Origin of the sequence: Brevibacillus sp. LEMMJ03 (assembly GCF_007197875.1) — a bacterium.
In the GTDB taxonomy this organism is placed as follows: Bacteria; Bacillota; Bacilli; order Brevibacillales; family Brevibacillaceae; genus Brevibacillus; species Brevibacillus thermoruber.
Window position 1 is genome coordinate 80,183 of the sequence record NZ_VKJN01000014.1, and the last position, 23,626, is coordinate 103,808.

At 53.6% G+C, this 23,626-nt stretch carries 31 protein-coding genes, 1 pseudogene and 1 riboswitch; of the genes and pseudogenes, 22 read left to right on the forward strand and 10 right to left on the reverse strand.

Going from position 1 to position 23,626, the window contains the following annotated elements; genetic code table 11:
- Positions 1-36: 36 nt before the first annotated feature.
- The 4 genes from FOI68_RS24045 to FOI68_RS17400 all read left to right on the forward strand — a co-directional run bounded on the left by FOI68_RS24045 (position 37) and on the right by FOI68_RS17400 (position 1,846).
- A complete protein-coding gene (locus FOI68_RS24045; RefSeq protein WP_255433663.1) occupies positions 37-171 on the forward strand; it encodes an NUDIX hydrolase in 135 nt (44 codons plus the stop codon).
- 282 nt (positions 172-453) lie between these two features.
- Complete coding sequence (locus FOI68_RS23575) at positions 454-600, forward strand: YuiA family protein (RefSeq protein ID WP_185973975.1); 147 nt, start codon at positions 454-456, stop codon at positions 598-600.
- Positions 601-763: 163 nt separating this feature from the next.
- Positions 764-1,024 carry a YuiB family protein gene (locus FOI68_RS17395; protein WP_029098412.1) on the forward strand — a complete coding sequence of 87 codons (261 nt, stop codon included), beginning with the start codon at positions 764-766 and terminating at the stop codon, positions 1,022-1,024.
- Positions 1,025-1,228: 204 nt separating this feature from the next.
- On the forward strand, positions 1,229-1,846 hold the full coding sequence (locus tag FOI68_RS17400; protein WP_029098413.1) for a 3D domain-containing protein: 618 nt from the start codon (positions 1,229-1,231) through the stop codon (positions 1,844-1,846).
- An 89-nt stretch (positions 1,847-1,935) separates the two neighbouring features.
- On the opposite strand, the gene FOI68_RS17405 is transcribed toward FOI68_RS17400, so the two are convergent.
- Together FOI68_RS17405 and FOI68_RS17410 are read right to left on the reverse strand one after the other, a co-directional pair.
- On the reverse strand, positions 1,936-2,715 hold the full coding sequence (locus tag FOI68_RS17405) for a cobalamin-binding protein (RefSeq protein ID WP_143863884.1): 780 nt from the start codon (positions 2,713-2,715) through the stop codon (positions 1,936-1,938).
- 73 nt (positions 2,716-2,788) lie between these two features.
- On the reverse strand, positions 2,789-3,265 hold the full coding sequence (locus tag FOI68_RS17410; protein ID WP_029098415.1) for a divergent PAP2 family protein: 477 nt from the start codon (positions 3,263-3,265) through the stop codon (positions 2,789-2,791).
- Positions 3,266-3,405: 140 nt separating this feature from the next.
- Between FOI68_RS17410 and FOI68_RS17415 the strand changes: the two genes are divergently transcribed.
- The 4 genes from FOI68_RS17415 to FOI68_RS17430 all read left to right on the forward strand — a co-directional run bounded on the left by FOI68_RS17415 (position 3,406) and on the right by FOI68_RS17430 (position 6,625).
- Positions 3,406-3,777, forward strand: coding sequence for a DUF309 domain-containing protein (locus tag FOI68_RS17415; protein WP_029098416.1), 372 nt, complete (start codon positions 3,406-3,408; stop codon positions 3,775-3,777).
- 53 nt (positions 3,778-3,830) lie between these two features.
- Positions 3,831-5,339, forward strand: a complete 1,509-nt coding sequence (locus FOI68_RS17420; protein WP_044900435.1) for a leucyl aminopeptidase — start codon at positions 3,831-3,833, stop codon at positions 5,337-5,339.
- A gap of 15 nt (positions 5,340-5,354) precedes the next feature.
- Positions 5,355-5,783: a CoA-binding protein gene (locus FOI68_RS17425; protein ID WP_143863885.1), complete on the forward strand. Its 429-nt coding sequence runs from the start codon at positions 5,355-5,357 to the stop codon at positions 5,781-5,783.
- Between the two features lie 245 nt (positions 5,784-6,028).
- Complete coding sequence (locus tag FOI68_RS17430) at positions 6,029-6,625, forward strand: sulfite oxidase-like oxidoreductase (RefSeq protein ID WP_029098419.1); 597 nt, start codon at positions 6,029-6,031, stop codon at positions 6,623-6,625.
- A 32-nt stretch (positions 6,626-6,657) separates the two neighbouring features.
- On the opposite strand, the gene FOI68_RS17435 is transcribed toward FOI68_RS17430, so the two are convergent.
- Positions 6,658-6,927, reverse strand: a complete 270-nt coding sequence (locus FOI68_RS17435) for a hypothetical protein (RefSeq protein ID WP_044900436.1) — start codon at positions 6,925-6,927, stop codon at positions 6,658-6,660.
- A gap of 50 nt (positions 6,928-6,977) precedes the next feature.
- Here FOI68_RS17435 and FOI68_RS17440 point away from each other — a divergent pair, with 50 nt between their 5' ends.
- From FOI68_RS17440 to FOI68_RS24055, 3 genes are all read left to right on the forward strand, one after another.
- Complete coding sequence (locus tag FOI68_RS17440; RefSeq protein WP_143863886.1) at positions 6,978-7,184, forward strand: hypothetical protein; 207 nt, start codon at positions 6,978-6,980, stop codon at positions 7,182-7,184.
- A 350-nt stretch (positions 7,185-7,534) separates the two neighbouring features.
- The gene (locus tag FOI68_RS24375) at positions 7,535-7,732 is read left to right on the forward strand and encodes a WYL domain-containing protein (RefSeq protein ID WP_143863887.1); all 198 of its coding nucleotides are present in this window, start codon (positions 7,535-7,537) and stop codon (positions 7,730-7,732) included.
- 73 nt (positions 7,733-7,805) lie between these two features.
- Entirely contained in the window at positions 7,806-7,940 is a 135-nt protein-coding gene (locus FOI68_RS24055; protein ID WP_255433664.1) for a helix-turn-helix domain-containing protein, read from the forward strand.
- Positions 7,941-7,989: 49 nt separating this feature from the next.
- Here FOI68_RS24055 and FOI68_RS17455 read toward each other — a convergent pair whose 3' ends face one another.
- Positions 7,990-8,175: a hypothetical protein gene (locus FOI68_RS17455; RefSeq protein ID WP_029098421.1), complete on the reverse strand. Its 186-nt coding sequence runs from the start codon at positions 8,173-8,175 to the stop codon at positions 7,990-7,992.
- Positions 8,176-8,219: 44 nt separating this feature from the next.
- The gene (locus FOI68_RS17460; RefSeq protein WP_143863888.1) at positions 8,220-9,023 is read right to left on the reverse strand and encodes a hypothetical protein; all 804 of its coding nucleotides are present in this window, start codon (positions 9,021-9,023) and stop codon (positions 8,220-8,222) included.
- A 176-nt stretch (positions 9,024-9,199) separates the two neighbouring features.
- Here FOI68_RS17460 and FOI68_RS17465 point away from each other — a divergent pair, with 176 nt between their 5' ends.
- The 4 genes from FOI68_RS17465 to FOI68_RS17475 all read left to right on the forward strand — a co-directional run bounded on the left by FOI68_RS17465 (position 9,200) and on the right by FOI68_RS17475 (position 11,085).
- Positions 9,200-9,520: an SOS response-associated peptidase gene (locus FOI68_RS17465; RefSeq protein WP_143863889.1), complete on the forward strand. Its 321-nt coding sequence runs from the start codon at positions 9,200-9,202 to the stop codon at positions 9,518-9,520.
- 78 nt (positions 9,521-9,598) lie between these two features.
- Complete coding sequence (locus tag FOI68_RS24380; RefSeq protein WP_462475946.1) at positions 9,599-9,697, forward strand: DUF7667 family protein; 99 nt, start codon at positions 9,599-9,601, stop codon at positions 9,695-9,697.
- Between the two features lie 551 nt (positions 9,698-10,248).
- Complete coding sequence (locus FOI68_RS24060; protein WP_255433665.1) at positions 10,249-10,482, forward strand: NYN domain-containing protein; 234 nt, start codon at positions 10,249-10,251, stop codon at positions 10,480-10,482.
- 174 nt (positions 10,483-10,656) lie between these two features.
- Positions 10,657-11,085, forward strand: coding sequence for a hypothetical protein (locus FOI68_RS17475; protein WP_143863890.1), 429 nt, complete (start codon positions 10,657-10,659; stop codon positions 11,083-11,085).
- Positions 11,086-11,900: 815 nt separating this feature from the next.
- On the opposite strand, the gene FOI68_RS17480 is transcribed toward FOI68_RS17475, so the two are convergent.
- The 5 genes from FOI68_RS17480 to fdhA all read right to left on the reverse strand — a co-directional run bounded on the left by FOI68_RS17480 (position 11,901) and on the right by fdhA (position 15,628).
- Complete coding sequence (locus FOI68_RS17480) at positions 11,901-12,614, reverse strand: hypothetical protein (RefSeq protein WP_143863891.1); 714 nt, start codon at positions 12,612-12,614, stop codon at positions 11,901-11,903.
- Complete coding sequence (locus tag FOI68_RS17485) at positions 12,611-13,132, reverse strand: sigma-70 family RNA polymerase sigma factor (RefSeq protein WP_143863892.1); 522 nt, start codon at positions 13,130-13,132, stop codon at positions 12,611-12,613. Before FOI68_RS17485 ends, FOI68_RS17480 begins: the two co-directional genes overlap by 4 nt.
- A gap of 45 nt (positions 13,133-13,177) precedes the next feature.
- Positions 13,178-13,489, reverse strand: coding sequence for a toxin-antitoxin system HicB family antitoxin (locus FOI68_RS17490; protein ID WP_143863893.1), 312 nt, complete (start codon positions 13,487-13,489; stop codon positions 13,178-13,180).
- A gap of 82 nt (positions 13,490-13,571) precedes the next feature.
- Positions 13,572-14,333 (reverse strand): MIP/aquaporin family protein, encoded by a 762-nt coding sequence (locus FOI68_RS17495; protein WP_143863894.1) that lies wholly within the window; start codon positions 14,331-14,333, stop codon positions 13,572-13,574.
- 80 nt (positions 14,334-14,413) lie between these two features.
- On the reverse strand, positions 14,414-15,628 hold the full coding sequence (fdhA, locus tag FOI68_RS17500) for a formaldehyde dehydrogenase, glutathione-independent (RefSeq protein WP_029098425.1): 1,215 nt from the start codon (positions 15,626-15,628) through the stop codon (positions 14,414-14,416).
- 251 nt (positions 15,629-15,879) lie between these two features.
- On the opposite strand from fdhA, the gene FOI68_RS17505 reads away from it, so the two are divergent.
- The 7 genes and pseudogenes from FOI68_RS17505 to FOI68_RS17535 all read left to right on the forward strand — a co-directional run.
- The gene (locus FOI68_RS17505; RefSeq protein ID WP_143863895.1) at positions 15,880-17,601 is read left to right on the forward strand and encodes a sigma-54-dependent Fis family transcriptional regulator; all 1,722 of its coding nucleotides are present in this window, start codon (positions 15,880-15,882) and stop codon (positions 17,599-17,601) included.
- Between the two features lie 225 nt (positions 17,602-17,826).
- Positions 17,827-17,943, forward strand: a riboswitch (SAM riboswitch).
- Between the two features lie 153 nt (positions 17,944-18,096).
- Positions 18,097-18,921, forward strand: a complete 825-nt coding sequence (locus tag FOI68_RS17510) for a MetQ/NlpA family ABC transporter substrate-binding protein (protein ID WP_029098427.1) — start codon at positions 18,097-18,099, stop codon at positions 18,919-18,921.
- A gap of 36 nt (positions 18,922-18,957) precedes the next feature.
- Positions 18,958-19,995: a methionine ABC transporter ATP-binding protein gene (locus FOI68_RS17515; protein ID WP_035299586.1), complete on the forward strand. Its 1,038-nt coding sequence runs from the start codon at positions 18,958-18,960 to the stop codon at positions 19,993-19,995.
- The gene (locus tag FOI68_RS17520; protein WP_029098429.1) at positions 19,995-20,657 is read left to right on the forward strand and encodes a methionine ABC transporter permease; all 663 of its coding nucleotides are present in this window, start codon (positions 19,995-19,997) and stop codon (positions 20,655-20,657) included. Before FOI68_RS17515 ends, FOI68_RS17520 begins: the two co-directional genes overlap by 1 nt.
- Positions 20,658-20,944: 287 nt before the next feature.
- Positions 20,945-21,967, forward strand: coding sequence for an acyltransferase family protein (locus FOI68_RS17525; protein WP_044900328.1), 1,023 nt, complete (start codon positions 20,945-20,947; stop codon positions 21,965-21,967).
- 145 nt (positions 21,968-22,112) lie between these two features.
- On the forward strand, positions 22,113-22,838 hold the full coding sequence (locus FOI68_RS17530; RefSeq protein WP_029098431.1) for a stalk domain-containing protein: 726 nt from the start codon (positions 22,113-22,115) through the stop codon (positions 22,836-22,838).
- 216 nt (positions 22,839-23,054) lie between these two features.
- Positions 23,055-23,626 (forward strand): annotated as a pseudogene (locus tag FOI68_RS17535) (hypothetical protein); the annotation flags it as partial.

Genomic DNA, 23,626 nt, shown 5'->3' on the forward strand with positions numbered 1-23,626 from the left:
AAAGCAGGACAGACATGCACGAATGCCCCCGGCGAAATGCCGGGGGTTTTTGTGGTGGTCTTCTGGATGGACTATGTCAGCGGGGAGCTACGGCCGCAGGAGGGAGAGATCGATGAGGCCGCGTTCCTGCCGATTCGCCGGCTGCTGGATGATCCGCTCGCGGCCACCTAGCTGAAGATCATACTGCCCCGTTTCACCGCCAGGGAGCAGGGACTCGCCGGGAGGGAGTACGGTATCGAGCCCGTCTTTCAGTACACCCGCTATAAAATCTTCTCGCATTCGTGAGAAATAGACAGAAAAACCGGGATGCAGCCGCTTACATCCCGGTTTTTTTCCGTTTTCCGAGTGATTTTCCCGTTGTCGTGCCTGCGGATTCTCTGTTATAGTAAGACACATCTAAAAAATCAGAAAATACAATTTATTTCCCAGGTGGATGGGAAAGGAGAGGTCACCATGAGAACCGAACAAGAACAATGCCCGTACTGCAAGGGGCAGGGGTATTTCCAACTGCTGCTGGGCGGCACCGAGAACTGTCCGGGCTGTGACGGCACCGGGACTCATTCCGAACCGATGACGGCCGCTTCCGCCGTCAAAGCTTAGCCGAAAGCCGACGAACGTCGGCTCTTTTGTTTGGGCCTGCACAGGGCGGCGCCGCTTTTCCGATTGACCTCCCCCGGGGATTGGGCTACACTAAAAAGCGGAAACGGACGTGGTTTGGACGCGAATGCCGATACGTCCAGAAGGCTGGAGGATTGAACGGGCGATGAGTTTGCTGCAATTTGTGGTGTCCATTGTGCTGTTTGCCGTGCTCGGTTTTGGCATCGGTTTTATCATAAACATGATTTTGCGGACGACCTGGCTGCCGGTGGTGCTCGTCATCGGCGTGGTGGTCGGGGCGCTGCTGTACAAAAAAATCGTTCCCGGCCCCTGGGACGCGATCATCCTGGGATGCGGCATGGCGGGCACGGTGGTCAGCGGCTGGACGATCCAAACGCTGCGGAAAAAAGGGTATCGGATGTTTTAACGACGGTTCGGGCGGGCCTTTTGCGGGGTCTGCCTTTTTCTGTTCAGGCTGCACAACCTTCTCGGCGACAGGAGCTTCCGCCTCCCGGCACGGGGCGGCTTTTTTGTGCCGCAAGATCCAGAATATTTTTGTAATGAGGTCATTTTGTGTATAGTTTCCTTCTCTTCGGGACAAGACTAGAACCGAGAGGAGGTTTTTTACAGAATGAATGGTAAGCGATTGGTGAGTATGATCGTCTTGGGCGTTACCGTACTGACCGGCTTCGCGACCGACGGATTGGGCTACAATGTGATGGGGGATCGCTCCGTCCAGACCGCATTCGGCGTCACGGAGACGAGGGATGGCAGGCAGGTCGTCAAGAAACGGACCGTTTCCACCAGCTCCTTCCTCCCGATGACCGACAAGAACGAACGGATGCTGGAGCAGTATCCCAAGGTTCGCGTCGTGGCGACGGGGTATTACGCCGGGTATGAATCGACGGGCAAACATCCGTCCCATCCGTCTTACGGCATTACATACTCGGGCGTGAGGGTTCGCCGGGATGAATACTCCACCATTGCCGCCGACCTGCGCGTGTTTCCGCTGGGAACGGTCCTGTACATACCCGGTTACGGCTACGGCGTGGTGGCGGACAAAGGAGGGGCCATTCGCGGCCACAAGATCGACCTCTATTTTGAAACCAAGCAGGATGTGTTCAAGCAGTGGGGCAAAAAAGCCCTGGACGTGTACGTCATCCGCCGCGGCGACGGCAAGGTGACGGAAGCGATGATGACCCGACTGAACGAAAAAGGAATCGCGGCGATGGCCGACCCCATCCACTGACTTTAGCGGGATGGGAACACACAAAAGGATTTGCCCCGGTGTTGATGCCGGCGGCAAATCCTTTGCTTGTGTACAGGGGAAACACGCTCTCAGGTGACGTCGTCCGGGTGCAGCAGCTTGACCAGGTGCTCCAACCCGTCCAGAATGCGGGGCGACGGGCGGCAGTAGAGTCCTTCTTCCAGCAGATGGACGCGCCCGCGGCGGATGGCGTCCATCTCCCGCCACTCGGGCCGGTCGGTGATCATCGCCGGTTTGATCCGGCGCAGCTCGATGCCGCACCAGACGACACAGATGTGATCGGGATTCCGCTCCCGCACCATGTCGCGGGTCGCTTTGACATTGGCGCAGGGAAAGTCGGCGAACACGTTGACGCCCCCGGCAATTTCGCTTACGTCCGTAAGCCAGTTGTCTCGTCCGGGGGTGTAGATCGGATTGGGCCACCATTCCCAGTACAGCTTCGGCCGGGTGCCCCGCCGCGCTGCCGCCTGACGGATGGTTTCCACTCTTTCGGCAAATTGCTGGGCCAGCCGTTCGGCGGCCTGTTCCGTACCGGTGGCCTCGCCCACCAGCCGGATGTCCTGGGGGATGTCGGCGATCCGCGACGGATTCAGCACGAGATGGGGAATCCGCCGGGCGGCGAGTTCCTCCACGTTTTTTTCCATGCCCGGAACGCTGAGCGAGGCGACGACCAGATCGGGCCGCAGCGCCTCCACTTTCTCCATGTCGATGGACAGATCGGGTCCGACGCGCGGCAGGTGCTGCCATTCGCCCGGCCAGTCGGAGTGGTCGTCCAGACCGACCACCTGATCGCTCAGTCCCAGATAATAGAGGATTTCCGTATTGCTCGGACAAATGGAAACGATGCGCATGCTCTCCCTCCCCGAAACGGCGCTGCCCGGCTCCGTTTCCGGTGCGGGACAACTCCGGCGGTCTCCTGCCGCCCTACATCAACCTATGTGTGATCAGCGCGATCATGACACCCAGCCATCCGCCGATGAATACCTCGATCGGCTGGTGGCCGAGCAGTTCTTTCAGCTTTTGGGCCTTTTCCTGGTTGGGACGCACCTTGAAGGTCTTCATCCCCTCCAGCAGGTGGTTGAATTCGTCCACCAGCTTGTTCAGCACGACTGCCTGCATGCCGGCGTGGCGGCGGACACCGGCCGCGTCGAACATGACGATGACCCCGATAATGGCGGAGATGGCGAACATGCTGCTGCTGAACCCTTCCCGGATGCCCACGGCCGTCGAGAGGGCGGTCACCGCGGATGAATGGGAGCTGGGCATGCCGCCTGTGCTGAACATCAGCGACCACTGCCAGGTCCGGGTGGCGATGTAGTGAAGCGGGATTTTGATCAACTGGGCAATTCCTATGGCAATCAGAGCCGCCCATAACGGAAAGTTGTCGAGTATTGCTGCCATAGAAAGATCCATTCCTTTCTGCTGCGTCTGCGTTTATTGTAACAGAACGGCGTTTCGCTCATCCGTAAAGTTTTCGTCAGGATTTCGAGACCGGGCAATCTGTGTTACGATGGAAAGCGGAAGGACGGTGGCGGTTGACCATGCGATACCCCGAGCAGTACATACGGTTTATCGAAAAGTTCAACGCCGGCGAGTACTACGAGTGCCACGACCTGCTTGAGGAAATCTGGATGGAAGACAAATCGAACAAGTTTCTCCAGGGACTGCTGCAGATGGCGGTCGGGCTGTATCACTTCTCCGGCGGCAACGTCAAGGGTGCGCGCCTGATGTTTGCCAACGCCCGCAAATATCTGGCCAGATACGGTCCGCGCCACTGGGATCTCGATGTCGACGTGATTCTCCGTTTTCTCGACGACTGCACGGCCGCGCTGCCACAGGCGGACGCCATTCCGTACACGGAAGCGAAAGCCATCCCGTTTCCTTCCCTGCATCTGAGTCTGGGCACACGCTGAGGCATGCATGTGCCCGTAGTTTTATCCTATCACAGAGAAAGAAGGAAGGGTATATGAACGTCACGGTAGAAAAACGGAGCGAATGGTGGACCGTTCCGTGCGATGAGCTGGTGATCCCGCTGTGGAAAGAGGAGGAGCTGGCGCAGGTGTATCCGGAGCTGGATCAACGGTTTGCAGGCGGGCTGGCCGCGCTGCAGCGGGACAAGGAAATCAGCGGGGAGGCCAAGGCGGTGGCCGTCGTCCACACAATGGGCCGGCTTGTGGCCAAAAAGCTGATCGTCATCGGCATGGGTGACCGGGAGAAGGCCGACTTCGTCTCCATCCGCGCCGCCTGGGGGCGGGCCGCCAAGACGGTGGGAGGCAAAGGCAGCGGCAAAACCGTGGCCGTGGATCTGCGCGGCGGGCGGAAGCTGTCGACCGGCCGCTTCGCGCAGGCGGTGACGGAGGCGTTTTGCCTGGCGGCGTATCACTACGAAGGCTATCGGCAAAAGCCGAAGCGGGAGACGGAGCCGCTGGGGACGGTGCAGCTTCTCGTCGGCAGCGACGAGGAAGCGGCCAGCGCCATGCTGGGCGTGATGCGCGGCGAAGCGCTGGCGCAGGGAACCAACCTGGCGCGGACGCTGGTCAACGAACCGGGCAATTACCTGACGCCGCGCGCCCTGAAAGACGCGGCGGTGGCCGTGGCCGAACGCTACGGTATGGCGTACGAGGTGCTGACAAAAGATAAACTGGAGGAAATGGGCATGGGCGGCGTGCTGGCCGTCGCCAGGGGCAGCGCGGAAGAGCCGTACGTCGTCGCGGTGAAATACCAGGGAACAGAGACCTGGGAGGACGTGATCGGCCTGATCGGCAAAGGCGTCACCTTTGATACCGGCGGCATTTCCATCAAGTCGGTTGCCGGCATGGAAGACATGAAGTCCGACATGGGCGGAGCGGCGGCCGTGATCGGGGCGTTGGAAGCGCTGGGCCAGCTCAAGCCCCGGGCGAACGTGCTCGCGGTCATCGGCTGCGTGGAAAACATGCCGTCGGGAACGGCCTACAAGCCGGGGGACGTGATTACCACGATGAGCGGCAAGACGGTGGAAATCATCACGACCGACGCCGAGGGACGGATGGTCCTGGCCGACTGCATCACCTACGCCAAGGAACAGGGCGTCTCCTGCCTGGTGGACGCCGCCACCCTGACCGGCGGGATCGTCGTCGCCCTGGGCCACTACTGCTCCGGCGCGATGACCAACGACGAGGCGCTCGTCGGCGAACTGCTGTCCGCGGCCGAGCAGGCCGGGGAACGCCTCTGGCAGCTGCCGATGTTTGAGGAGTATCGCGAGTTGAACAAAAGCCGCTATGCCGATCTGAAAAACTCGGGCGGCCGTTACGGCCACTGCATCATCGGCGGAGCCTTTTTGCGGGAGTTCGCGGGTGATACCCCGTGGGTCCACCTGGACATTGCCGGCACGGCGTACACCGGCAGCGCGGGCGACATGCAGCCGGCGGGCGGAACCGGCGTCATGGTCCGCACGCTCGCCCAGTTTGTGATGAACCGCAGCCAATCCAATGCGTAAAGGAGTTGTCAAGCCATGTTCCACAATCCGAGTGACGAACGCCGCCGCCAACTGCTGGAGGAGGCGAAAACCATCGCGGTGGTCGGCCTTTCCAACAAGCCGGAGCGCACCAGCCACATGGTCGCCGCCGCCATGCAAAACGCGGGCTACCGCATCATTCCGGTCAACCCGACGATTGCCGGCGAGACAGTGCTGGGCGAAAAAGCGGTCGCTTCCCTGAGCGAGATCGACGAGCCCGTTGACATTGTCAACGTGTTTCGCCGCAGCGAGGACGTGCCGCCGGTCGCCGAGGAAGCCGTCAAACTGAAACCCAAGGCCCTCTGGCTGCAGCAGGGGATCGTCAGCGAAGAGGCGGCCGCGCTGGCGAAACAGCACGGCATCGAGGTCATCATGGACCTGTGCATCAAGGTGGATCACGCCCTCCTGCGCGTAGGGAAAAAATAGACCGGCGGACGCCGCCGTCCGGCAGCGGACTGCGTGCGGGTTGTTGTCCCGCATTCGCGAGGGACGTCCCCCCCGCACATTGGCGGGGGTGTTTTTCTTGCAGCGACCTGCGGGATATGGTAAGAAGGTGGTATACCTCACAACGAGTCGTTCCCGTATGGCTGGCCGCTCTCCGCACATACTACGCGGGACGGCGTTTGCGCCCGGGAATCGATCACGCCTGTCGGACAAAGGAGTGAAGCCCCATGTTTACCAACAAAACCCTGGAAACCAGGCATGACCGCGTGCCTCCCAATCAGAAAGTGACGACTGGCTTTCCCGTCCTGCACTACGGCGATGTGCCGGAGTACACCGATTTGGCGACCCAGTGGAGCTTTCGCATTTTCGGCCTGGTGGAGCAGGAAGTGACGCTTACCTACGAGCAGATCATGGCCCTGCCCAAAGCGCAGGTGACCAACGACATTCACTGCGTCACCGGCTGGAGCAAGCTGGACAACGTCTGGGAAGGCATTCCCGTGGAAGAAATCGTGAAGCTGGTCAAGGTGAAGCCGGAGGCCAAATACGTGATGCTGCACGCCGAATTCGGCTGGACGGCCAACATGCCGCTGGACGACTTCCTCAAGCCGGGCAACCTGTTTGCCTTCAAGCACAACGGACAGGATCTCACCCCGGAACACGGCTGGCCGCTCCGCTTCGTCATCCCGCACCTGTACTTCTGGAAGAGCGCCAAGTGGGTGCGCGGCGTCGAGTTTTTGGAAAAAGACAAGCAGGGGTTCTGGGAGAAGAACGGGTATCACATGTACGGCGACCCGTGGCGCGAACAACGTTTCGCTTGGGATTAACTGGAATGAAGAAGAGGCGGAAATCCGCCTCTTCAGTTCGTTTTCAGTGAAATAATCTCAGCTGGGGCTCTTCGACCTGGACCTCCAACTGCCTCTCCAGTGACGTCTATGGTAATCTCCGAGAAGAGGGTTTGCATGATCATTTTTTTGTGATCCGGCTCAAGAAAGGACCAGTTCTCTTTCAGACTTTTGGCTACTTCTATGACCTCATTGGGGGAGAGTTTTGGTTGCTGTTTCTCAAATAAGGTCTCAACCTGCAGTTGTTGACGAATGGTCTCTTCTCGTTCGTTTTCTTCTTGCATACGTTGTTTGAGATCGTCAGGCCGTAAAGTACGTGCAGGACGACCTTCCCTTGGTGGTGTCGTCAGATACCCGCTTTCTGATCGTGTATGGGGCGTATCTTCGTCTACTCGGCAAAGCAGCGTTCACCAAGGAGAGAGAAGCCGCCAAGGAGCTGCGGCGCGCCGGCATCACCATAATGGGCCAGAAGAGCGACCGTAGCGAGCACTTCGTCATGTGGCGGCAGGTGGTCAGACCAATTTCCATAATTTATGCATGAATGCATAATCCTCTCCATCCGATAAACAGGGTGAAGAGGTAAGTCCTCTACGAAATGTTCTTGGGGTAATGAATTGAGGCAGTCAAATTTTGCAGGAGACTGTCTCCTTTTTTTCATTCAAGCACCAATTGAGGATATTCTTTACTCACTTACCATCAATAATCTAAGGAAATTCCTATTGTCAGTAATTATAATAACATCATTCACGTACTACTTCTCCGATCAACTTTAGATGGTCGGAGTTTTTTCTATGAGTCAACCCCCTCTCCAGGTGTCTTTATTATTTACATGTTCGCCTCGTGTTCGTATTGCAGAGGGGAACGAATATGCTCGGGAACTTAAAACGCTAAATGAGCAGCGGTCAGCTTGTCGAGATCATCTATTTGGATCGCCACGGCCGAACGTCGAAGCGAACAGTCCGGATACATGAGATCAGCAGCGGCCGGGTGAAAGCCTACTGCTTTGCACGTAGGGCGTTCCGGGTATTCTCCGTTGACAACATCCTTGCCGTAGCCCCAGTGGTGAAACGTCATGCTGCAGGATATTGAACGGAAAGTTCTGCGCATCATTGCCAATTTCTCAGTTGGGCGCCGGCGCACGCCGACAGTGGATGAGTTGTGAGTGAAAACCGGCCGCAGTCGCAGCGGCGTGTTGGAGGTTCTGGCCGCATTGGCCCGGGAAGAGTACATCGAATGGGATCGATCACACCCGGACGACATCAAGTTGCTGGAAGCATGGGAAAAGAAAATAACATAACTTGCTTATTTCAAAGATAAGAAAAAGGGGGATCATCCCCCCCGTAGTCTTATATAACCAAAGTTGAAATAGCAGCAATTATTACGGCTACCGCTAAGTTAATACTTATTAACTTCCAGTCAAAGAAGGCACGTAATCCCTCTTTTTTAATTATAGAGAAATATAGGGAAAAGAGAATATATACAATAAAGACTCCTTGTAACCCTAAATAAAAATTGTGTACAAAGTTGTCCATGGAAAATTTCTCCTCAAGTATTCAATCATGTAAAAAACATAAGATTACCACTTAAAGAAATCCTTGATTTTTTCAATACTTTCTTTTATCCCTTTTTTAACTCGGTCCTTAATGCTCTCCTTTGAATCTCCCTTAGACTTTCTAATCTCTTCAGGGGTTGGCATCGAAGCATAGGGTTCAAACGGAGCAATTACACGATTCTCTACTGCCTTTGCAACTGCTTCATTGATTCCTTTTGTCTTTGCAATGTTATCATAATGATTATATACTGACTTAGCGATTTCAGTTCCAATACCAGCAAGTGCTGCTGCACCGGCTCCGGTTATAGCTCCTTTAACATAATCAGGTGGACTAACTCGTGGAGCACCAGTTGGTCCGTTTATTTTTTTTGCTGCTTCAGCAACTTTCATTCTATTCTGATAATCTTTGTGTTGAGCGTAAGCTCCAGTAATTGCACCCCCTGCTGAAGAAGCGATTACTCTTATCACACTGCCAGTAATTTTGTCCTTACTATTATTATCTTCCTTAGTTTTATTACCAGAAACTGTTTGTTGAGATGTTTGAGAGGTTTTTGACGATGAAACGCTTCCTCCACCAGCACCCGGACCTTCTATTACAGCTCGTATTTGAACAGAAGGTGTCGCGGATGTAGATTTTTTGTATGCTTCTTGAGCTTCCTTACTAATTTGTACAGTGTCTTGTCCGGTTTTACCTACTGTTTCTTGTTTCGCGTTCTTCGTAGAAGTAGTATTGATTTGAGGTAAGTTTTGTACCCGTTCTAATCGTTCTCGTTCTAACCGTTGTTGGTATCTTTTCTCAATATGATCTTCTCTGCTAACTCTACTCATTTTATCCACTTCAATCAAAAAAAGTAGAATTTGGTATTTGGTATTATAGCAGAATTTTTTGTTTTTTTACAGTATTAAAGGTTGGTGACCAATATGCACAAAAAGATATTTTGTATCCAAAGAGTCGAATGACCAAATTGGTATATCATAGTCTATAGGTGCTGATAAGAATTACCATGCGGAACGGAGAACCGTTTGCCTTTGCCGGCCTGTTTGACACCTGGACGGCGCCCGACGGCCAGAAACTTCACACCTGCACGATCATTACCACCCGGCCCAATGAAGTCGTCGCTGACATCCACGACCGGATGCCGGTGATACTGCAACCGGAGGATGAAGACCTTTGGCTTGATCGCGAGAGGTTTGATTCTGAACTGTTACGGTCGCTGCTGGCGCCCTATGATTCCGGCCAGATGCGAGCTTACCCGGTGCCCGCAACAGTTGGGAGCCCCAAAAACGACGGTCCCGAATGTATTGAGGAGGTTTCATGGCAGTAGCCAAAACCTCCTGTTTTTCGCCGACAAGCCCCCTGCTGGCAGGGGGGATGTCATGCTCAGCCATAACGGGCTTAGGAGATCGCCACACTCAAAAATCTGTCCCTGTTGGCCAGCATGACCGGCGACGTTGAGTGGCAGCATGAGTTGTGCGCAAGGCTGGAGAAATTGACACGATAATGGTTATACAATAACAGCCACCGTGACCCGTGGAAAGAGCAGCGGTTCGCGTGGGATTAAAAAGACTATTTTAACGCTGTCCGTTTACTTTTCCGGAGCTTACGCGTATAATATCTCTAGAGATGATCGCTACCGTTCTTTTATGGATGGTAGGTCAAGAGTAGTCAGCGGGAAAGGGCAACCTTTCCCGCTATTTCGTTATGAGGGGAGCGACTTGCAAAAAAGGGCGGCAGTTTTCATTGATGGCGGGTACCTGGATAATGTATTGCTTCATTATGGCAGGGCGAAACGAAAAGATGGTTCAAGACTTGACAGGCGAAAATCCCTTGCTACGCGCATATTATTATCACTGTTTACCTTACCAATCCGCCGAGCCGACACCTGAGGAAAAACAAAAGTTTTCATCTGCGGAGAGATTTCTCAGAAGATTGAGTAGATTGAATAGTTTTACCGTTCGGAAGGGTAAATTACAATACAAAGGAAAAACGGATGACGGAAAGCCTTTGTTTGAACAAAAATGAGTCGATGTTGCTTTAGCTGCTGATTTAGTGATGCATGGTACGAAAAGATTAATTACTCACGCAATATTGATAACAGGGGATAGTGATTTTATCCCCGCAGTAGAGATAGCTCAATCAGAAGGAGTACATATCACGTTATTTTATGGAAACGGAGAAAATTCAATGCCCCATGATGAACTAATGGACGCTGTAGATTCCAGACACATGATTACACAGGAAATGATTGATAAATGGAAAAGAGAGGAAAGGGCAGAAACGATATAATCACAAGGTGGGTTATTGATTGAAGTGTTATCCATCTGAAAGGTCAAAATGAGCGAATCGTTACTTTTGGACAAACACGCCGCCACGTGGAAAGCGCAGCGGTTCGCGTGGGTTTAGACTGGAACGAAGATGAGGCGGAAATCCGCCTCAGTGTGCAGACAAAGTAACTGCTGGGTGGAGAAGCACGTTTCCGGCATCCGCTCCGTGCTCGCCCAGCAAGGGAGCACGGGCTGCACGCTCCGCACCGATTTGCGGGGGATCGCCAAAGCCGCATCGCTTCGCAGCCCATTCAAAGGTGGCGCTCCTTTTTCCCGCAAATCGCTGCTCCGCTCGGTAGGGCTCACAAGTCGCTCTGCCTGGAAACATGCTTCTCCTTCGATGCAATCGTTTTGTCTACAGTCTGAGGCGGAAATCCGCCTCTTTTTATTCGTTTTCAGTGAAATCATTTCGGTCGGGGATCCGACGACCTGGCCTGCTGACTGCCTCTCCAGTGTCGTTTATGGTATAAATGTAAGCCTAAAAGGTGCGGCAGAAATATTAAAACTTGTCGATGGTCCGGGAGATGTAGAACTTCCGGAAGTAATAATTCACATTCAACAATAGGGTGTACAAAAACATGATGATATGGGGTTGTTTATGAGAATCGTACGTTTTTTTGCTTCATCAACTGTCGTTTATCTCATCAGTGCCATTGTATATATCGTTAGTATTGTACCTGTTGAATCTTTTCGTGAAGAGGGAGTCCATAAGTTTATTGCGTTTATGCTGTCATTTTATTTACTTCCGGTTTGTTACGCTGGGTGCTTAATCGGAGAATTAGTATATACATTTGCATCCAAAATAAATAGCCGCATTATTGGAACCATTATCTTTGCGTTAACAGGTGCAATGTATTCTTATTTGATTCATAAATTTGTGTTGCATAGAAACCCAATCGACATGTTTTTTTACACAGCTGTTTTGGGATCAATATCCTTTTACTGGGCCCATTTCATTAACAGTAAAAAACTCAGTATACAACTTTCGATGTTTCCGGGGTATGTTCTAGTCTTGTTTTTAATTTTTATTGCGTTTTAACAACTCGTGTTGTTCGTTTCACTGAGAAGCGTTCACCTTTGCCGGCCGGTTTTACACCTGGACGGGGCCCGACGTTAGGACACATCACACCCGTACGATCATTATCACCCGGCCTAACGACGGCCTTGATTAGCTTCATTTAGGGATTGTCAAAAACATCCCCATCTCAATAAACCCCTTCTATGTAGACAGTAAAGGACAAGCCCTTCCTGTTACCTTGGAGGGGATTTTCCATGAGGACAACCTGAGCCCGGTTCAACCCCGAGCCCAGAGTCTGTCAACTTGAAAGGGGGGAGACCATGGGACATGAATTGTTTTGAAACATAGGACAGAAGCAGCAGTTAGGAACGCTTCACAGAAACAGCAACCTTCCAATCCCCTTCAATTTTTAAAGGCGAGTCAGCTTTTTTCTGTCCGAAGAATGAACGGATCTTCAACGTAAAACGCTCATTGTTATTGAAGAAGCCAGCATCAAGGAGAAGGTTTGCCTGAAACACTCTTTCATTCGCTTTCGGACTTTTTACTTCGGAAAGAAGTTTGTCACGATCTTTTATATCAAATTCATAACGGTTGTCTGATGCGGCCTGGACGGTAATTTGGTTGTTGGTCAAAGACTCTCCTGAACTTCTCACAACCTCGAAATCGCCGAAAGTAAGAACCTCTATCGTACTGTAAGGCGGTTTCGTAATGTCTTGTAGGGTAACCGTTACTGGCACAATAATCGTTTCAGATTGTACAGTGGCTGAATTCGCCTCGACCTTAATTTCATCCGTAGCTTGGGAATATTGTGTGTCTACCACCTCGTTCTTCCAGTTGACGATATCCCTGAAATATCCACGTACAGATGAAGCCAGACTGGAATCGTTCAAAGCAATAATGGCTGACACCAAAACGGCAGCCGAAACGATTCCGCCCCATACGCGTTTCTTCCCAATGATCCTCTCGCTATGTCGCTCTTCTAATTTCGCTTGTTGGATACCCATTTTACTTCTTTGATGAAGATCTGGCGGAATCTCGATTTTTTCCATTTCCTCTTTCAAGGTGCTTCTTTTCATGAACTCTCCTCCTCCCTTAAAATTCCACGAAGTTTTTCCAAGGCTCTATACAAAATGGTTTTGGTTGTACCCAAGGGGAGTTCTAACATCTGAGCGATATCCTTCAACGTGTAGTCTTGATAAAACCTCAGCAAGACCACACTTTTTTCATTCACATCTAATTTTTCAAGCACATCTTTTAATGTGATGGAAAGAGGAAGATCCTCATCCATTGAATGAAAAAAATTCAATTGTTCCGGTTTCAATGGAACGACTTTCTTTCGTTTCTGAAGCAAGTTGATCGAACAGCTCATGGTAATTTTCGTTACCCATGTTTTAAAGTATCGGGGTTCCCGTAATGTCTTGATTGACTTGAAGGAGCGATAAGCCGCCTCTTGAACAATATCAAGGGCATCTTCTTGATTTTTCACATAGACAAAAGCGATCCTGTACATCATTTCTTCGTATTGTTGAAACAATGCAAGGTAAGCCGTTTCATCGCCCTGCTGCGCTTTTTTTACTAAGGTAACAGCATCCATTCCGTTTCCCTCCTTTCATGCGCTTTTTTACTAAGGAAACAACATCTATTCCGTTTCCACTCCCTGACACTTATTAGACCAATCATCCTTATGTTTGGCTTTGGTTGTAAAGGGGGAAAAATTGTCTGATTGCTTATGGGTTCTGGTGCTGCAGGCCGCAGACTGCCTCCCTTTTCTGTGGCCTTTCCATTCCGCCTCAACTGCAAACGGCCGGTGTAGTGATGTTGGCATACGCAGGTTGATCTTGCCGCTGTCCTCCGCCTGCGGTTCCGGGCTCCGAAATAGGGTGCTGGAAGTCAATCCCTTACGTCTGCGCGGCCCGCGGAAAAAGCAGCCCTTCGCGTAGGATGGAGGCATGGAAAAAGGGCTGTCTGCGACGGGACAGCCCTTCTTCTTTGATAAACAATGGGGGAAGCCAGAGACTTTTTCTGCTCACCTGTTACCTGCCTGTATCTGTGGTTCTCCCGGTAGCGGAGACACGCGCAGGCGCAGAAATCGCCTCATAGGTGAAGGCGGCCAGGACGGCGCCGAGCAGGGGACCGATCACATAGACGGGAAAATGGCTCCAGTCCACGGTTCCGCCCGCCAGACTGTCCACCACGTAGGGGCCGAAGGTTCGGGCCGGATTGAAGGAGGAACCCGTCGGTCCGGCCGTCATCATGATGATGCCGCCAACCGTCAGGCCGATGACCAGTCCCGCGAATCCGTGGGGCGCCCGCGAATCGACGGCCACTCCCATAATGACAAGCATCAGAATAAAGGTTTCCAGCGCTTCGATGGCAATGCCCTGCACGTATCCGGTGGTCAGCGAAAGGACGGTGGCGCCGAGATTTCCGATGACGGCTCCGTCCGTGCCCAGCACGACCAGGATCAATAGGGCGCCCGCGATTCCTCCCGCACACTGTGCCGTCACGTAGGCGGGGACGTCCCTCCAGGAAAAGCGTCCCGCCGCCGCCAATCCGATGGTCACCGCCGGATTGATGTGGCACCCGGATACGTTTCCAAAGGTGTAGATCATCGCGGTGACGATGATGGCAAAAGCCAGGCTGATGACGCCGATATCGGCCAACGTGGTGGGGTGATTCGCCTTTGCCGACAGGATTCCGTGAAAGGCGGCACTGCCCGGGCCGATGAGCACCAGCAGGGCCGTACCGACAAACTCAGCGAGACTCCGCCTCCATAAAGCAGGTGGATGCTCCATGGTCACACCACCTTTCCTTCGCACCATTCCTGCAACCGATGGAATCCCCGCCGGGGACAGCCTCACGCAGGCGGAGGGCGTTACTTGACCAAGCCATGGGGATCAATCACGTATTTTCTCGCCGCCCCTTTATCAAAGTCGCTGTAGGCTTTCGGTGCTTCGTCCAGCGAAATTTTGGTGGCATTGACCGCTTTGGCGATCTGCGCCTTGCCATGGAGGATGGCCATCATCAACTCGCGGTGGTATCTCATGACCGGCGTCTGTCCGGTGACAAAGGTATGGGCTTTTGCCCAGCCCAGGCCGATGCGAATTTTCAATGTCCCCACCTTGGCCTCCTCGTCCACGGCGCCAGGATCACCCGTTACGTACAGCCCCGGGATGCCGAGTCGGCCTGCGGCTCTGGTAATTTCCATAATGGAGTTGAGCACGGTGGCGGGTGCCTCGGAATGGTCGCGACCGTGACCGTGGGCTTCAAACCCCACGCAGTCGATCGCGCAATCCACTTCGGGAACGCCCAGAATGTGTTCAATTTGTTCTCCCAGGTTGTCGTGTTCACTCAGGTTGATGGTTTCGCATCCAAAGCTTCTCGCCTGTTCCAGCCGGGCGGGATTCAAGTCGCCGACAATGACGACGGATGCGCCCAACAGTTGGGCGGAATGGGCAGCGGCAAGCCCAACCGGCCCTGCTCCGGCGACGTAGACGGTAGAGCCGGGACGCACGCCGGCACTGACGGCACCGTGGTACCCTGTCGGGAAAATATCCGACAGCATGGTCAGATCGAGGATTTTTTCCATCGCCTGATCCTTGTCGGGGAATGCCAGCAGTTGAAAGTCTGCATAGGGAACCATGACGTATTCCGATTGACCGCCTACCCAGCCGCCCATGTCGACATACCCGTAGGCAGATCCGGGACGATCCGGGTTCACGTTCAGGCAGACATGGGTGTTTTGTTCCTTGCAGTTCCGGCAACGTCCGCAGGCAATGTTGAACGGCACGGAAACGAGGTCGCCTTTTTTGATGAATTCCACATCGCGTCCGACCTCGATCACCTCTCCCGTAATTTCGTGGCCCAGGACGAGTCCGGGGGGCGCCGTGGTGCGGCCGCGCACCATGTGTTGGTCGCTTCCGCAAATGTTTGTCGTCACCACCTTCAGGATCACGCCGTGGTCACATTTGCGGCCGACGTTCAGCGGATTCACCCCCGGCCCGTCCCGCAGTACCAAATCCGGAAACGAAATGTCCTGCACCTCTACCTTGCCTGGTCCCATGTAGACGACTCCCCGGTTGCTTGCCATGCCAATTCCTCCTTTTATCATGAATGGGATTGCGCAGGACATGTAAAGCAAAAGGCATGCCAGACCCAGATCGCCGATCGTGACAGCGCTTTCGCAGAGGGGGATGGTGAACTGCTCCACTTTGAAACAACAAACTGCGCAAATATTGAGCAAATATTCAAATATTTTGTGATATACTGGGTGTGCACCATTCCATTGCTTGTTTGGAGGTGATCCTGTTGTCATCTCTTACGCCTCTGGAAGAGCAGCAAATGATACAGCGTTCGTGGAATCGATGCTATTCGTTTGGATTCACACCGATGGATGCCGTCGAGGATGAGCTGCTTCCCGACCGGCAGGTACACGAATTGCTGCGGGAGAATCACGCTTTGCTTTGCCACGTGGCCGCCGTGTTCGAGAAGTTGACCCCCTCTCTCAGGAAAAGCGGCCAAATCGCGCTGCTGGTCGATCGCCAGGGAGTCGTGCTCCATACACGAAGCGATCCCGACTTTGACAGCCAGGCCAAAAATCTGCACCTGCGCGTAGGGGCGAATTGGCATGAGAAAAAGAAGGGGACAAACGCGATGGGAGTCGCCCTGGAGGAGAAAATGTCCGTGCGTATTCACGGCGAACAGCACTTCTTTGTTCAGAACCGGTTTCTCACGTGCGCCGCGTCCCCCCTGTTTACGCCCGCCGGTGAGCTGGCAGGGGCGATCAACATCAGTGCGACGAGGGACCAATTCCATCCCTTTCTTTCCTCCCTTGTGCAGTTCATTGCGGAATCCGTGCAAAACCGCCTTCTGCTGGAAGAGGTCAAGCACGAACACCTCATTACCCTGAAGGAACTGGAACACACGTCCAATCGGCTTCATACCCCGCTTCTGACCCTCGACGGCGACAACCGCATCATTCGTGCGAATCAAGCGGCACGGCGCATACTGGGAAAGGATTGCGTGGGCAAGGAATTTCGAGAGAAAAAGGGGTTCGTGATCGAATCCATCGTGGACCATACACGCAAGATCTGGCGGTCTGTGGCGGTGCTCACGAAGGACACGGCCAGACAGCCGCTGCACACATTCGACCGGATAGCGGGCTCTTGTCCCAGTCTGCAGAGCGCCAAGGCGTTGGCACAAAAAGTGGCGGAAACGGATCTGTCCGTTCTTCTCTTGGGCGAAACGGGAACGGGCAAAGAACTGTTTGCCCAATCCATTCATTCCGCCAGTTTGCGAGCGCGGCATCCGTTTATTGCCGTCAACTGCAGCGCCATTCCGGAAACGATCATCGAAAGCGAACTGTTCGGATACGAGGGAGGTGCCTTCACGGGAGCAAAAGCCGAGGGGAATATCGGGAAAATCGAAGCGGCGCATCAGGGAACGCTGTTTTTGGACGAGATCGGCGACATGTCCCTCCGTGCCCAGGCGGCGCTGCTCCGCGTCCTGCAGGAGAAAGTGGTTACCCCGGTGGGCAGTGTGAAAAGCAAACCGGTCGATGTCCGCATCATCGCGGCAACAAACAAGGACCTGCGGGAAGAGATCAAGGCGAATCGATTCCGGGCCGACCTCTACTACCGATTGAAAGGAATTCAGATAACCCTGCCGCCTCTTCGCAAGCGGAGCGATGTGATTGAGCTGGCGGAACATCTTCTCCGGACGATGAGCGGCTCTGCTGCGATCACACTTTCCGCGGAAGCACAGACAAAGCTGCGTGCCTATTCGTGGCCGGGAAACGTACGGGAGCTGTACAGCGTGTTAAACCAGGCGGTCTTCTTGGCGGAAGGGAATTCGATCGGTCCCGAACATCTTCAGTTTGAAACGGAAGAACGGGAGGAGGAACATCAACAAAAGGTTCCTTCCTTACCGGTTTTGGAAAAAGAGGCGATCGAGCAGTCGCTTCGATTGGCCCGCTGGAATATCAGCAAGGCAGCCCGAATGCTTCAGATCAGCCGCAATACGCTCTATCGCAAAATGCAGGAGTACAAGATCTTTCAACCGTAACGATTCGGCCAAGGACTGTTCGTGGATTGCTGCGGCGACTCGCTCGGGAGACCAAGGAGAGGCGGCTTTCCGCCTCTTTCGTTCGTTTTGCGACCCGATTCGATCCGTTTTGACAATTTTCAATACATAGCGACAATAAACGATAAAGTCATTGACAGACACCTGCGGACACGTTATAATCCAACTAATCAAATCGGAATTGCACTTACAACTGGATAGGATGATCTCTTATGAAGAGAGGTGGAGGGACTGGCCCTGTGAAGCCTCGGCAACCTAAACGAACATTTGTGGTGCCAAATCCAACGGATCGATTCCGCTAGGTTCGATTCCGAAAGATAAGAGAGGTATTTACGCAGCAGGCGGCTTGCTGCCCTTACCTCTTCTTTGTAAGAGGTTTTTTTATTGAAAGGAGAGGATGCGTTCACATCGATGCCGTTGTTTTCCCAATCATGCATTCATACATCGTTTCATCGGAGAAAAGGAGAGAAGACCATCATGAAAAAAACGCGTTTCTTGTTGATCATGCTGCTTGTGATCGCCACGCTGCTTTCCGCCTGCGGAGGAAACAAGTCGGACAATTCGGCCGCACCGGCTGGGGAAAAAACAACGATCAAAGTGGGCGTCACCGCCGGCCCGCACGAACAAATCCTCAACAAGGTAAAGGAAGTGGCCAAAAAAGAAGGATTGGACATCGAAGTCGTCGTGTTCAACGACTACGTTCTTCCCAATCAGGCGCTGGATAAAGGAAACATTGACGTAAACAGCTTTCAAACCATTCCGTTTTTAGAGAAATTTAACGAAGATCACAAAACTCATATTGTCGAAATTGGCAAAACCGTCACCTTCCCGATGGGGATTTACTCCACCAAGTACAAGAAGGTGGAGGACATCCCGGAAGGCGGCACGGTCGGCATCCAAAACGACCCGACCAACCGGGCGCGCGCCCTGCAGCTCTATCAGGCCGCGGGATTGATCAAGCTGAAAGACGGTGTCGGCAACAAAGCAACGCCGCAGGACATCATCGAAAACCCGAAAAAGCTGGTCTTTAAAGAACTGGAGGCGGCACTGCTCGCCCGGACGCTGAAAAGCCTGGACGCGGCAAGCATCAACACCAACTTTGCGATGGAAGCGGGGTACAACCCGAAAAAAGACGCGATTTTTGCCGAAGGGCCGGACTCCCCGTACGTCAACATTCTCGCCGTAAACGAGAAGGACAAGGACAACCCTGTCTATCAAAAACTGGTCAAGATCTACCGCTCGGAGGAAGTCAAGAAGTTCATCGAGGAAGAGTTTTCCGGATCGGTGCTCCCTTCTTGGTAAGGAGGGAAACGTCCCAACAGGGAGGAGCTTGGGCAGATGATACAGCTAACGAATATTCACAAGACGTACAAGGTTGGCAGCAAACAGGTGGAAGCACTGAAAGGCGTAACGCTCCACGTCAACAAAGGCGAAATTTTCGGCGTGATCGGGTTCAGCGGAGCAGGGAAAAGCACCCTGCTCCGAACGATCAACCTGCTGGAAAAGCCGACAAGCGGATCGGTCGTGGTCAACGGGCAGGACATGCTGAAGCTGTCCGAGAAGGAACTGCGTCACGCCCGCAAAAAGATCGGCGTCATTTTTCAGCACTTTAACCTGCTGTCGTCGTACAACGTTTTTGACAACGTCGCCGAAATCCTCAGGATGAATCGGGTGCCGAAAGAGCAGATTCGAAAAAAAGTGGAGGAACTGCTGCGCCTGGTAGGGTTGGAAGACAAGGCGAGCGCCTACCCCTCCCAATTGTCGGGCGGGCAGAAACAGCGGGTGGGGATAGCCCGGGCGCTTGCCATGGATCCGGAAATCCTGCTGTGCGACGAGGCGACCTCGGCGCTTGACCCGCAAACCACGGAGTCGATTCTTGACCTGCTTTTGGACATCAACCAAAAGTTTAACCTGACGATTGTGCTGATCACCCACGAGATGCAGGTGATCAAAAAAATCTGCGACCGCGTGGCCATTATGGAAAACGGGGTCATCATCGAGCAGGGAACGGTATTGGATGTCTTCAGCAATCCGCAGCAGCCGACGACGCGCAATTTTATCAAGACGGTCTTTGATGACCAGGTCCCGAAAGAGATGCTGGCCAAAATCAAGAACGCCGGTCCCAGCGCGTACATCCTGCGCGTCGCGTTCCGCGGGGATGCGGCCCTCGATCCCGTTCTGGGAACGCTTGCCTCCCGCTATCCGGTCAGGACAAACCTGCTGTACGGGTCGATCAGCTCGATAAAAGGAACCGCGCTCGGCATCCTGCTGCTGCATATTTCCGGTGAAGAAAAAGCGGTGCAGGAGGGAATCGCTTATCTGCGCGAGTCCGTGTACCGGGTGGATGTCGTATCGCAAGAGGAGGTGGGGAGATAATGGATCGACTGGTGGAACTGCTGCCGCTGTTTTATCAATCTTTTGAAGAAACGGTGATCATGGTCGGGATCTCCTTGTTCATCTCCACGCTGCTGGGCATTCCGCTGGGGGTGCTGCTGGTCATTACCCGTCCGGATCACCTTGCCCCCAACAAGTGGGTCTATCACAGTCTCAACGTCATCATCAACGTGATTCGCTCGCTTCCCTTCATCATTTTGATGGTGGCGATCATCCCGTTCACAGAGTTTGTCGTCGGCACCTCCATCGGGGTCGAGGGCGCGATCGTGCCGCTTATCGTGTATACCACGCCGTATATCGCCCGCCTGATGGAAACGGCGCTGCTCGAAGTGGACCGGGGCGTGATTGAGGCGTATCAGGCAATGGGCGCTTCCCGCTCGCAAATCATTTTCCGCATCATGATTCGCGAAGCCAGACCGGGCATTGTCTTGTGTCTGACCATCGCGACCATCGGCCTGATCGGGGCGACGGCGATGGCGGGAGCGGTTGGCGCGGGCGGTCTGGGTGATTTGGCGCTGCGCTACGGCTATCAGCAGTGGGATATCGAAGTGATGATCATGACGGTCATCATTCTGATCTGCCTGGTGCAGGCAATCCAATCGCTCGGCAACTGGGCGGCCAAAAAACTGAAGAAAACCGCGTAAGCCAATTGGCTTCCGGCACACATCTCCACCCGCGTCGATGACTGGCGCGGGTCATTCCGTTTCGGTATCCCGGTATCCGTGCCGGCTGTCTGTTGTACGGCGCGTGAAAAGGTCACAACAAGGGAAAACGGCTATCGCTGCTTGGTCCAGAGAGCAGACCGGGCAGCGATAGCCGTTTTCAAATCTGAATCAAAATTTGTTAGTTTATACTAAAACCGTTTTCCAAAAGCAGAGGGCTCGGGCAGCTTGGGACACGACCGGCAATCCCTATACAAAGGAGCGTGGAGATGGGAAGAGAGTCGCGATTGTTCAAATCGCTTTTCCTTACGCAGTTGTTGTCGTCCTTTCTCGTGTTTTCGGGGCATTACACGGCTTTGGTGCTTCAGTACGACAGTGCTTTCTGGGTCACGGCCCTGAATCAGTTGAGTCGGTACGGCACCGTTCTGCTGGCCATGATCAGCGGGTTTTTTACGGCCCATACCTTTGAGACCAAACAGCCCACAGCGCGGCAGTACTTTTCCGGGAAGCTGCTGTATATCGTCGTGCCCTTCCTGTGCGCCGGAGTGGTTTACCACTATTTGCTCTTTGCCGAATGGCCGCATACGAAAGAAGCGTTTGTCCATATTCTGCTGGGAAAGACGGGCGACCAGCTCTACTTTCTGTTCATGCTGTGCCAGTACTACGTCTTTGCCTACCTGTTTCGCAGCGTCATCACCAAACAAAACATCACGGTCCTGATCTGGCTGTTCATGGCGCTCCAATTCGTGTACATCCACTACCTTCATCACGGATGGCTGGGGTTGACGACGCGCCATTTCTTTCCCGCCTGGATCTTCACCTTTTACCTGGGCCATCTGCTGTATTGGTACCGGCATGAGACGATGCAATTCCTGCGAAAGCATCGGGGGCTGCTGCTCGCCTGTACGCTGCTGTCCGTCGTGAGCACGGTCCTGTTTGTCCTGTCCGACACCATCTATGTGGCGGTTCACCTGCGATTCGTGTTGGTTGCGTTTGTTTCCCTGATCGTGCTGCTGATGGTCCTGGAGCGCTGGGCCGATTCCATTCCCGTCCGGTTCCGGAAAGGGCTCACGCTGTTCATCTATTTGTCCCATTCGGCCGTCATGATCTGCTGCAACCTCGCGCTGATCAAGCTGACGGGGGACCTGTCGTGGATTTTCGCCAACATCGGGTTTACGCTGCTCTACCTGCTGGTGATCTACGCGGGCACCGTGTTCCTGTCGTGGGGACTGGCCCGGATCATGCACACCGTGGAAAGCATGACGCGAAAAATGCGCCAGTTGAGCGGGTGATGGTCTGCGCAAAGAATGTCCGATTTCAAAGAGAATTCAAAAAAAGAAACGGTACACTGGGCTTGTACCGGAACGGTACCAAAATCAGGAATGGCTGAAGGGGTGAGACATGGTGTTGAAAAAAACCAAGGGGGAGGGAGCGGGCATGTGGAAAAAAACGTCGGCTGTTGTCCTGTCCTCCGTACTGCTGGCTGGCGTCCTGGCGTCCAGTTCCGATGCCGCGGTCGCGACCAAGAACGTGCAGGTCAAATACAACAATGTGAAAGTGACGTATAACGGCCAGCTTGTTCCCACCGACATCGAACCGTTTTTGATCAACGGCACGACCTACATTCCTCTGCGGATGATGGCCGGTGTGTTTAACAAGAACGTGGCGTGGGACGGGAAAACGTATACCGTGAGCGTCACGGACAAGGAGGACCCGCGGATTGCCTCCCTGCAGGCGGAAATTGCGCAAAAGGATGCCCGGATTGCCGAGCTGGAGAAGAAATTGCAGGATGCGGAGGACGAACTGGCGAGCGCCGATGACGATGACGTCGATGACCGGATCGACGAGCTCGAGGATAACTTGAACGACGACTACGGGGATTATGAGGATCTGGAATGGTCGATTTACCTGAGCGGTGACGAGGACGACATTGACGTGGAGATCGAAGTCGACCTCGACGAGTACCAGGATGAATACGACGATCTCTCTACCAGCGACATCGAGGATCTGGTGGAAAATATCTGCAGCGATATCTGGGATGAATTCGAGGATGCGGACATCGATGGGGTCATTATTGACATCTCCGACGACGATTATGAACTGCACGACTTCTTCGGCGATGCCGACAGCGGCGACATTGAATTGGACGGAGAAGAGATCTGAATGAATACCCCGGGGGGAAACCCCGGAGGACACTTACGACAGGGAACCCGCTGAAAAGCAGCGGGTTCTCTTTTTGCATGCGTTCCCCCGACACACAACTCTTCCACGATCATTCCTACAGTTTTCCACAGTTCTCAAAGGCGAATCAAAAATTGAGACTCTACACTAAAGCTGTACCTAGGTACAAGTCCAAAATGATGGAAAGGGTGAAGCAGCATGTTCAGCAAAGCAAAAATCGGAATGCTTTTGGGAGCAATGGCTACGGCGTTGAGCGTCGGCAGTATCGGAAGCGTCTACGCCGCGGCCGACAATCAGCCGTCTGCGGAACAAAGCGTCAAGGTCGAACGGCAGGGTTGGTTCAAAGTGGGGAAACCCGGAGAAGAAAAAGTGATTGTGAAAGGGCCGTCCCTCTGGGAAAACGCCGATCTGCTGGCGCTGCTGAAGCTGGATGAAGAGAAACTGCAAAGCGAACTGAAAGCCGGCAAGTCCCTGGCCGACGTGGCCGAGGAGCAGGGCGTTTCCACGGATGAGCTGGTCAGCCTCTTGACCAAGCAGGAAGAAGAACACCTGGCGGCGGCGGTGAAAGAAGGCAAGCTGACGCAGGAGCAGGCTGACAAGCTGAAGGAGACCATCTCCGAGCGGGTGCAGCACATTGTGGAAGACACCCATCCGGGAAAAGGCTTCGGGAAGTTCTTTGTAAAGTTCCCGGGGTTCGGCAGCAATGAAGAACTGCTGGCGCTGCTGAAGCTGGATGAAGAGAAACTGCAAAGCGAGCTGAAAGCCGGCAA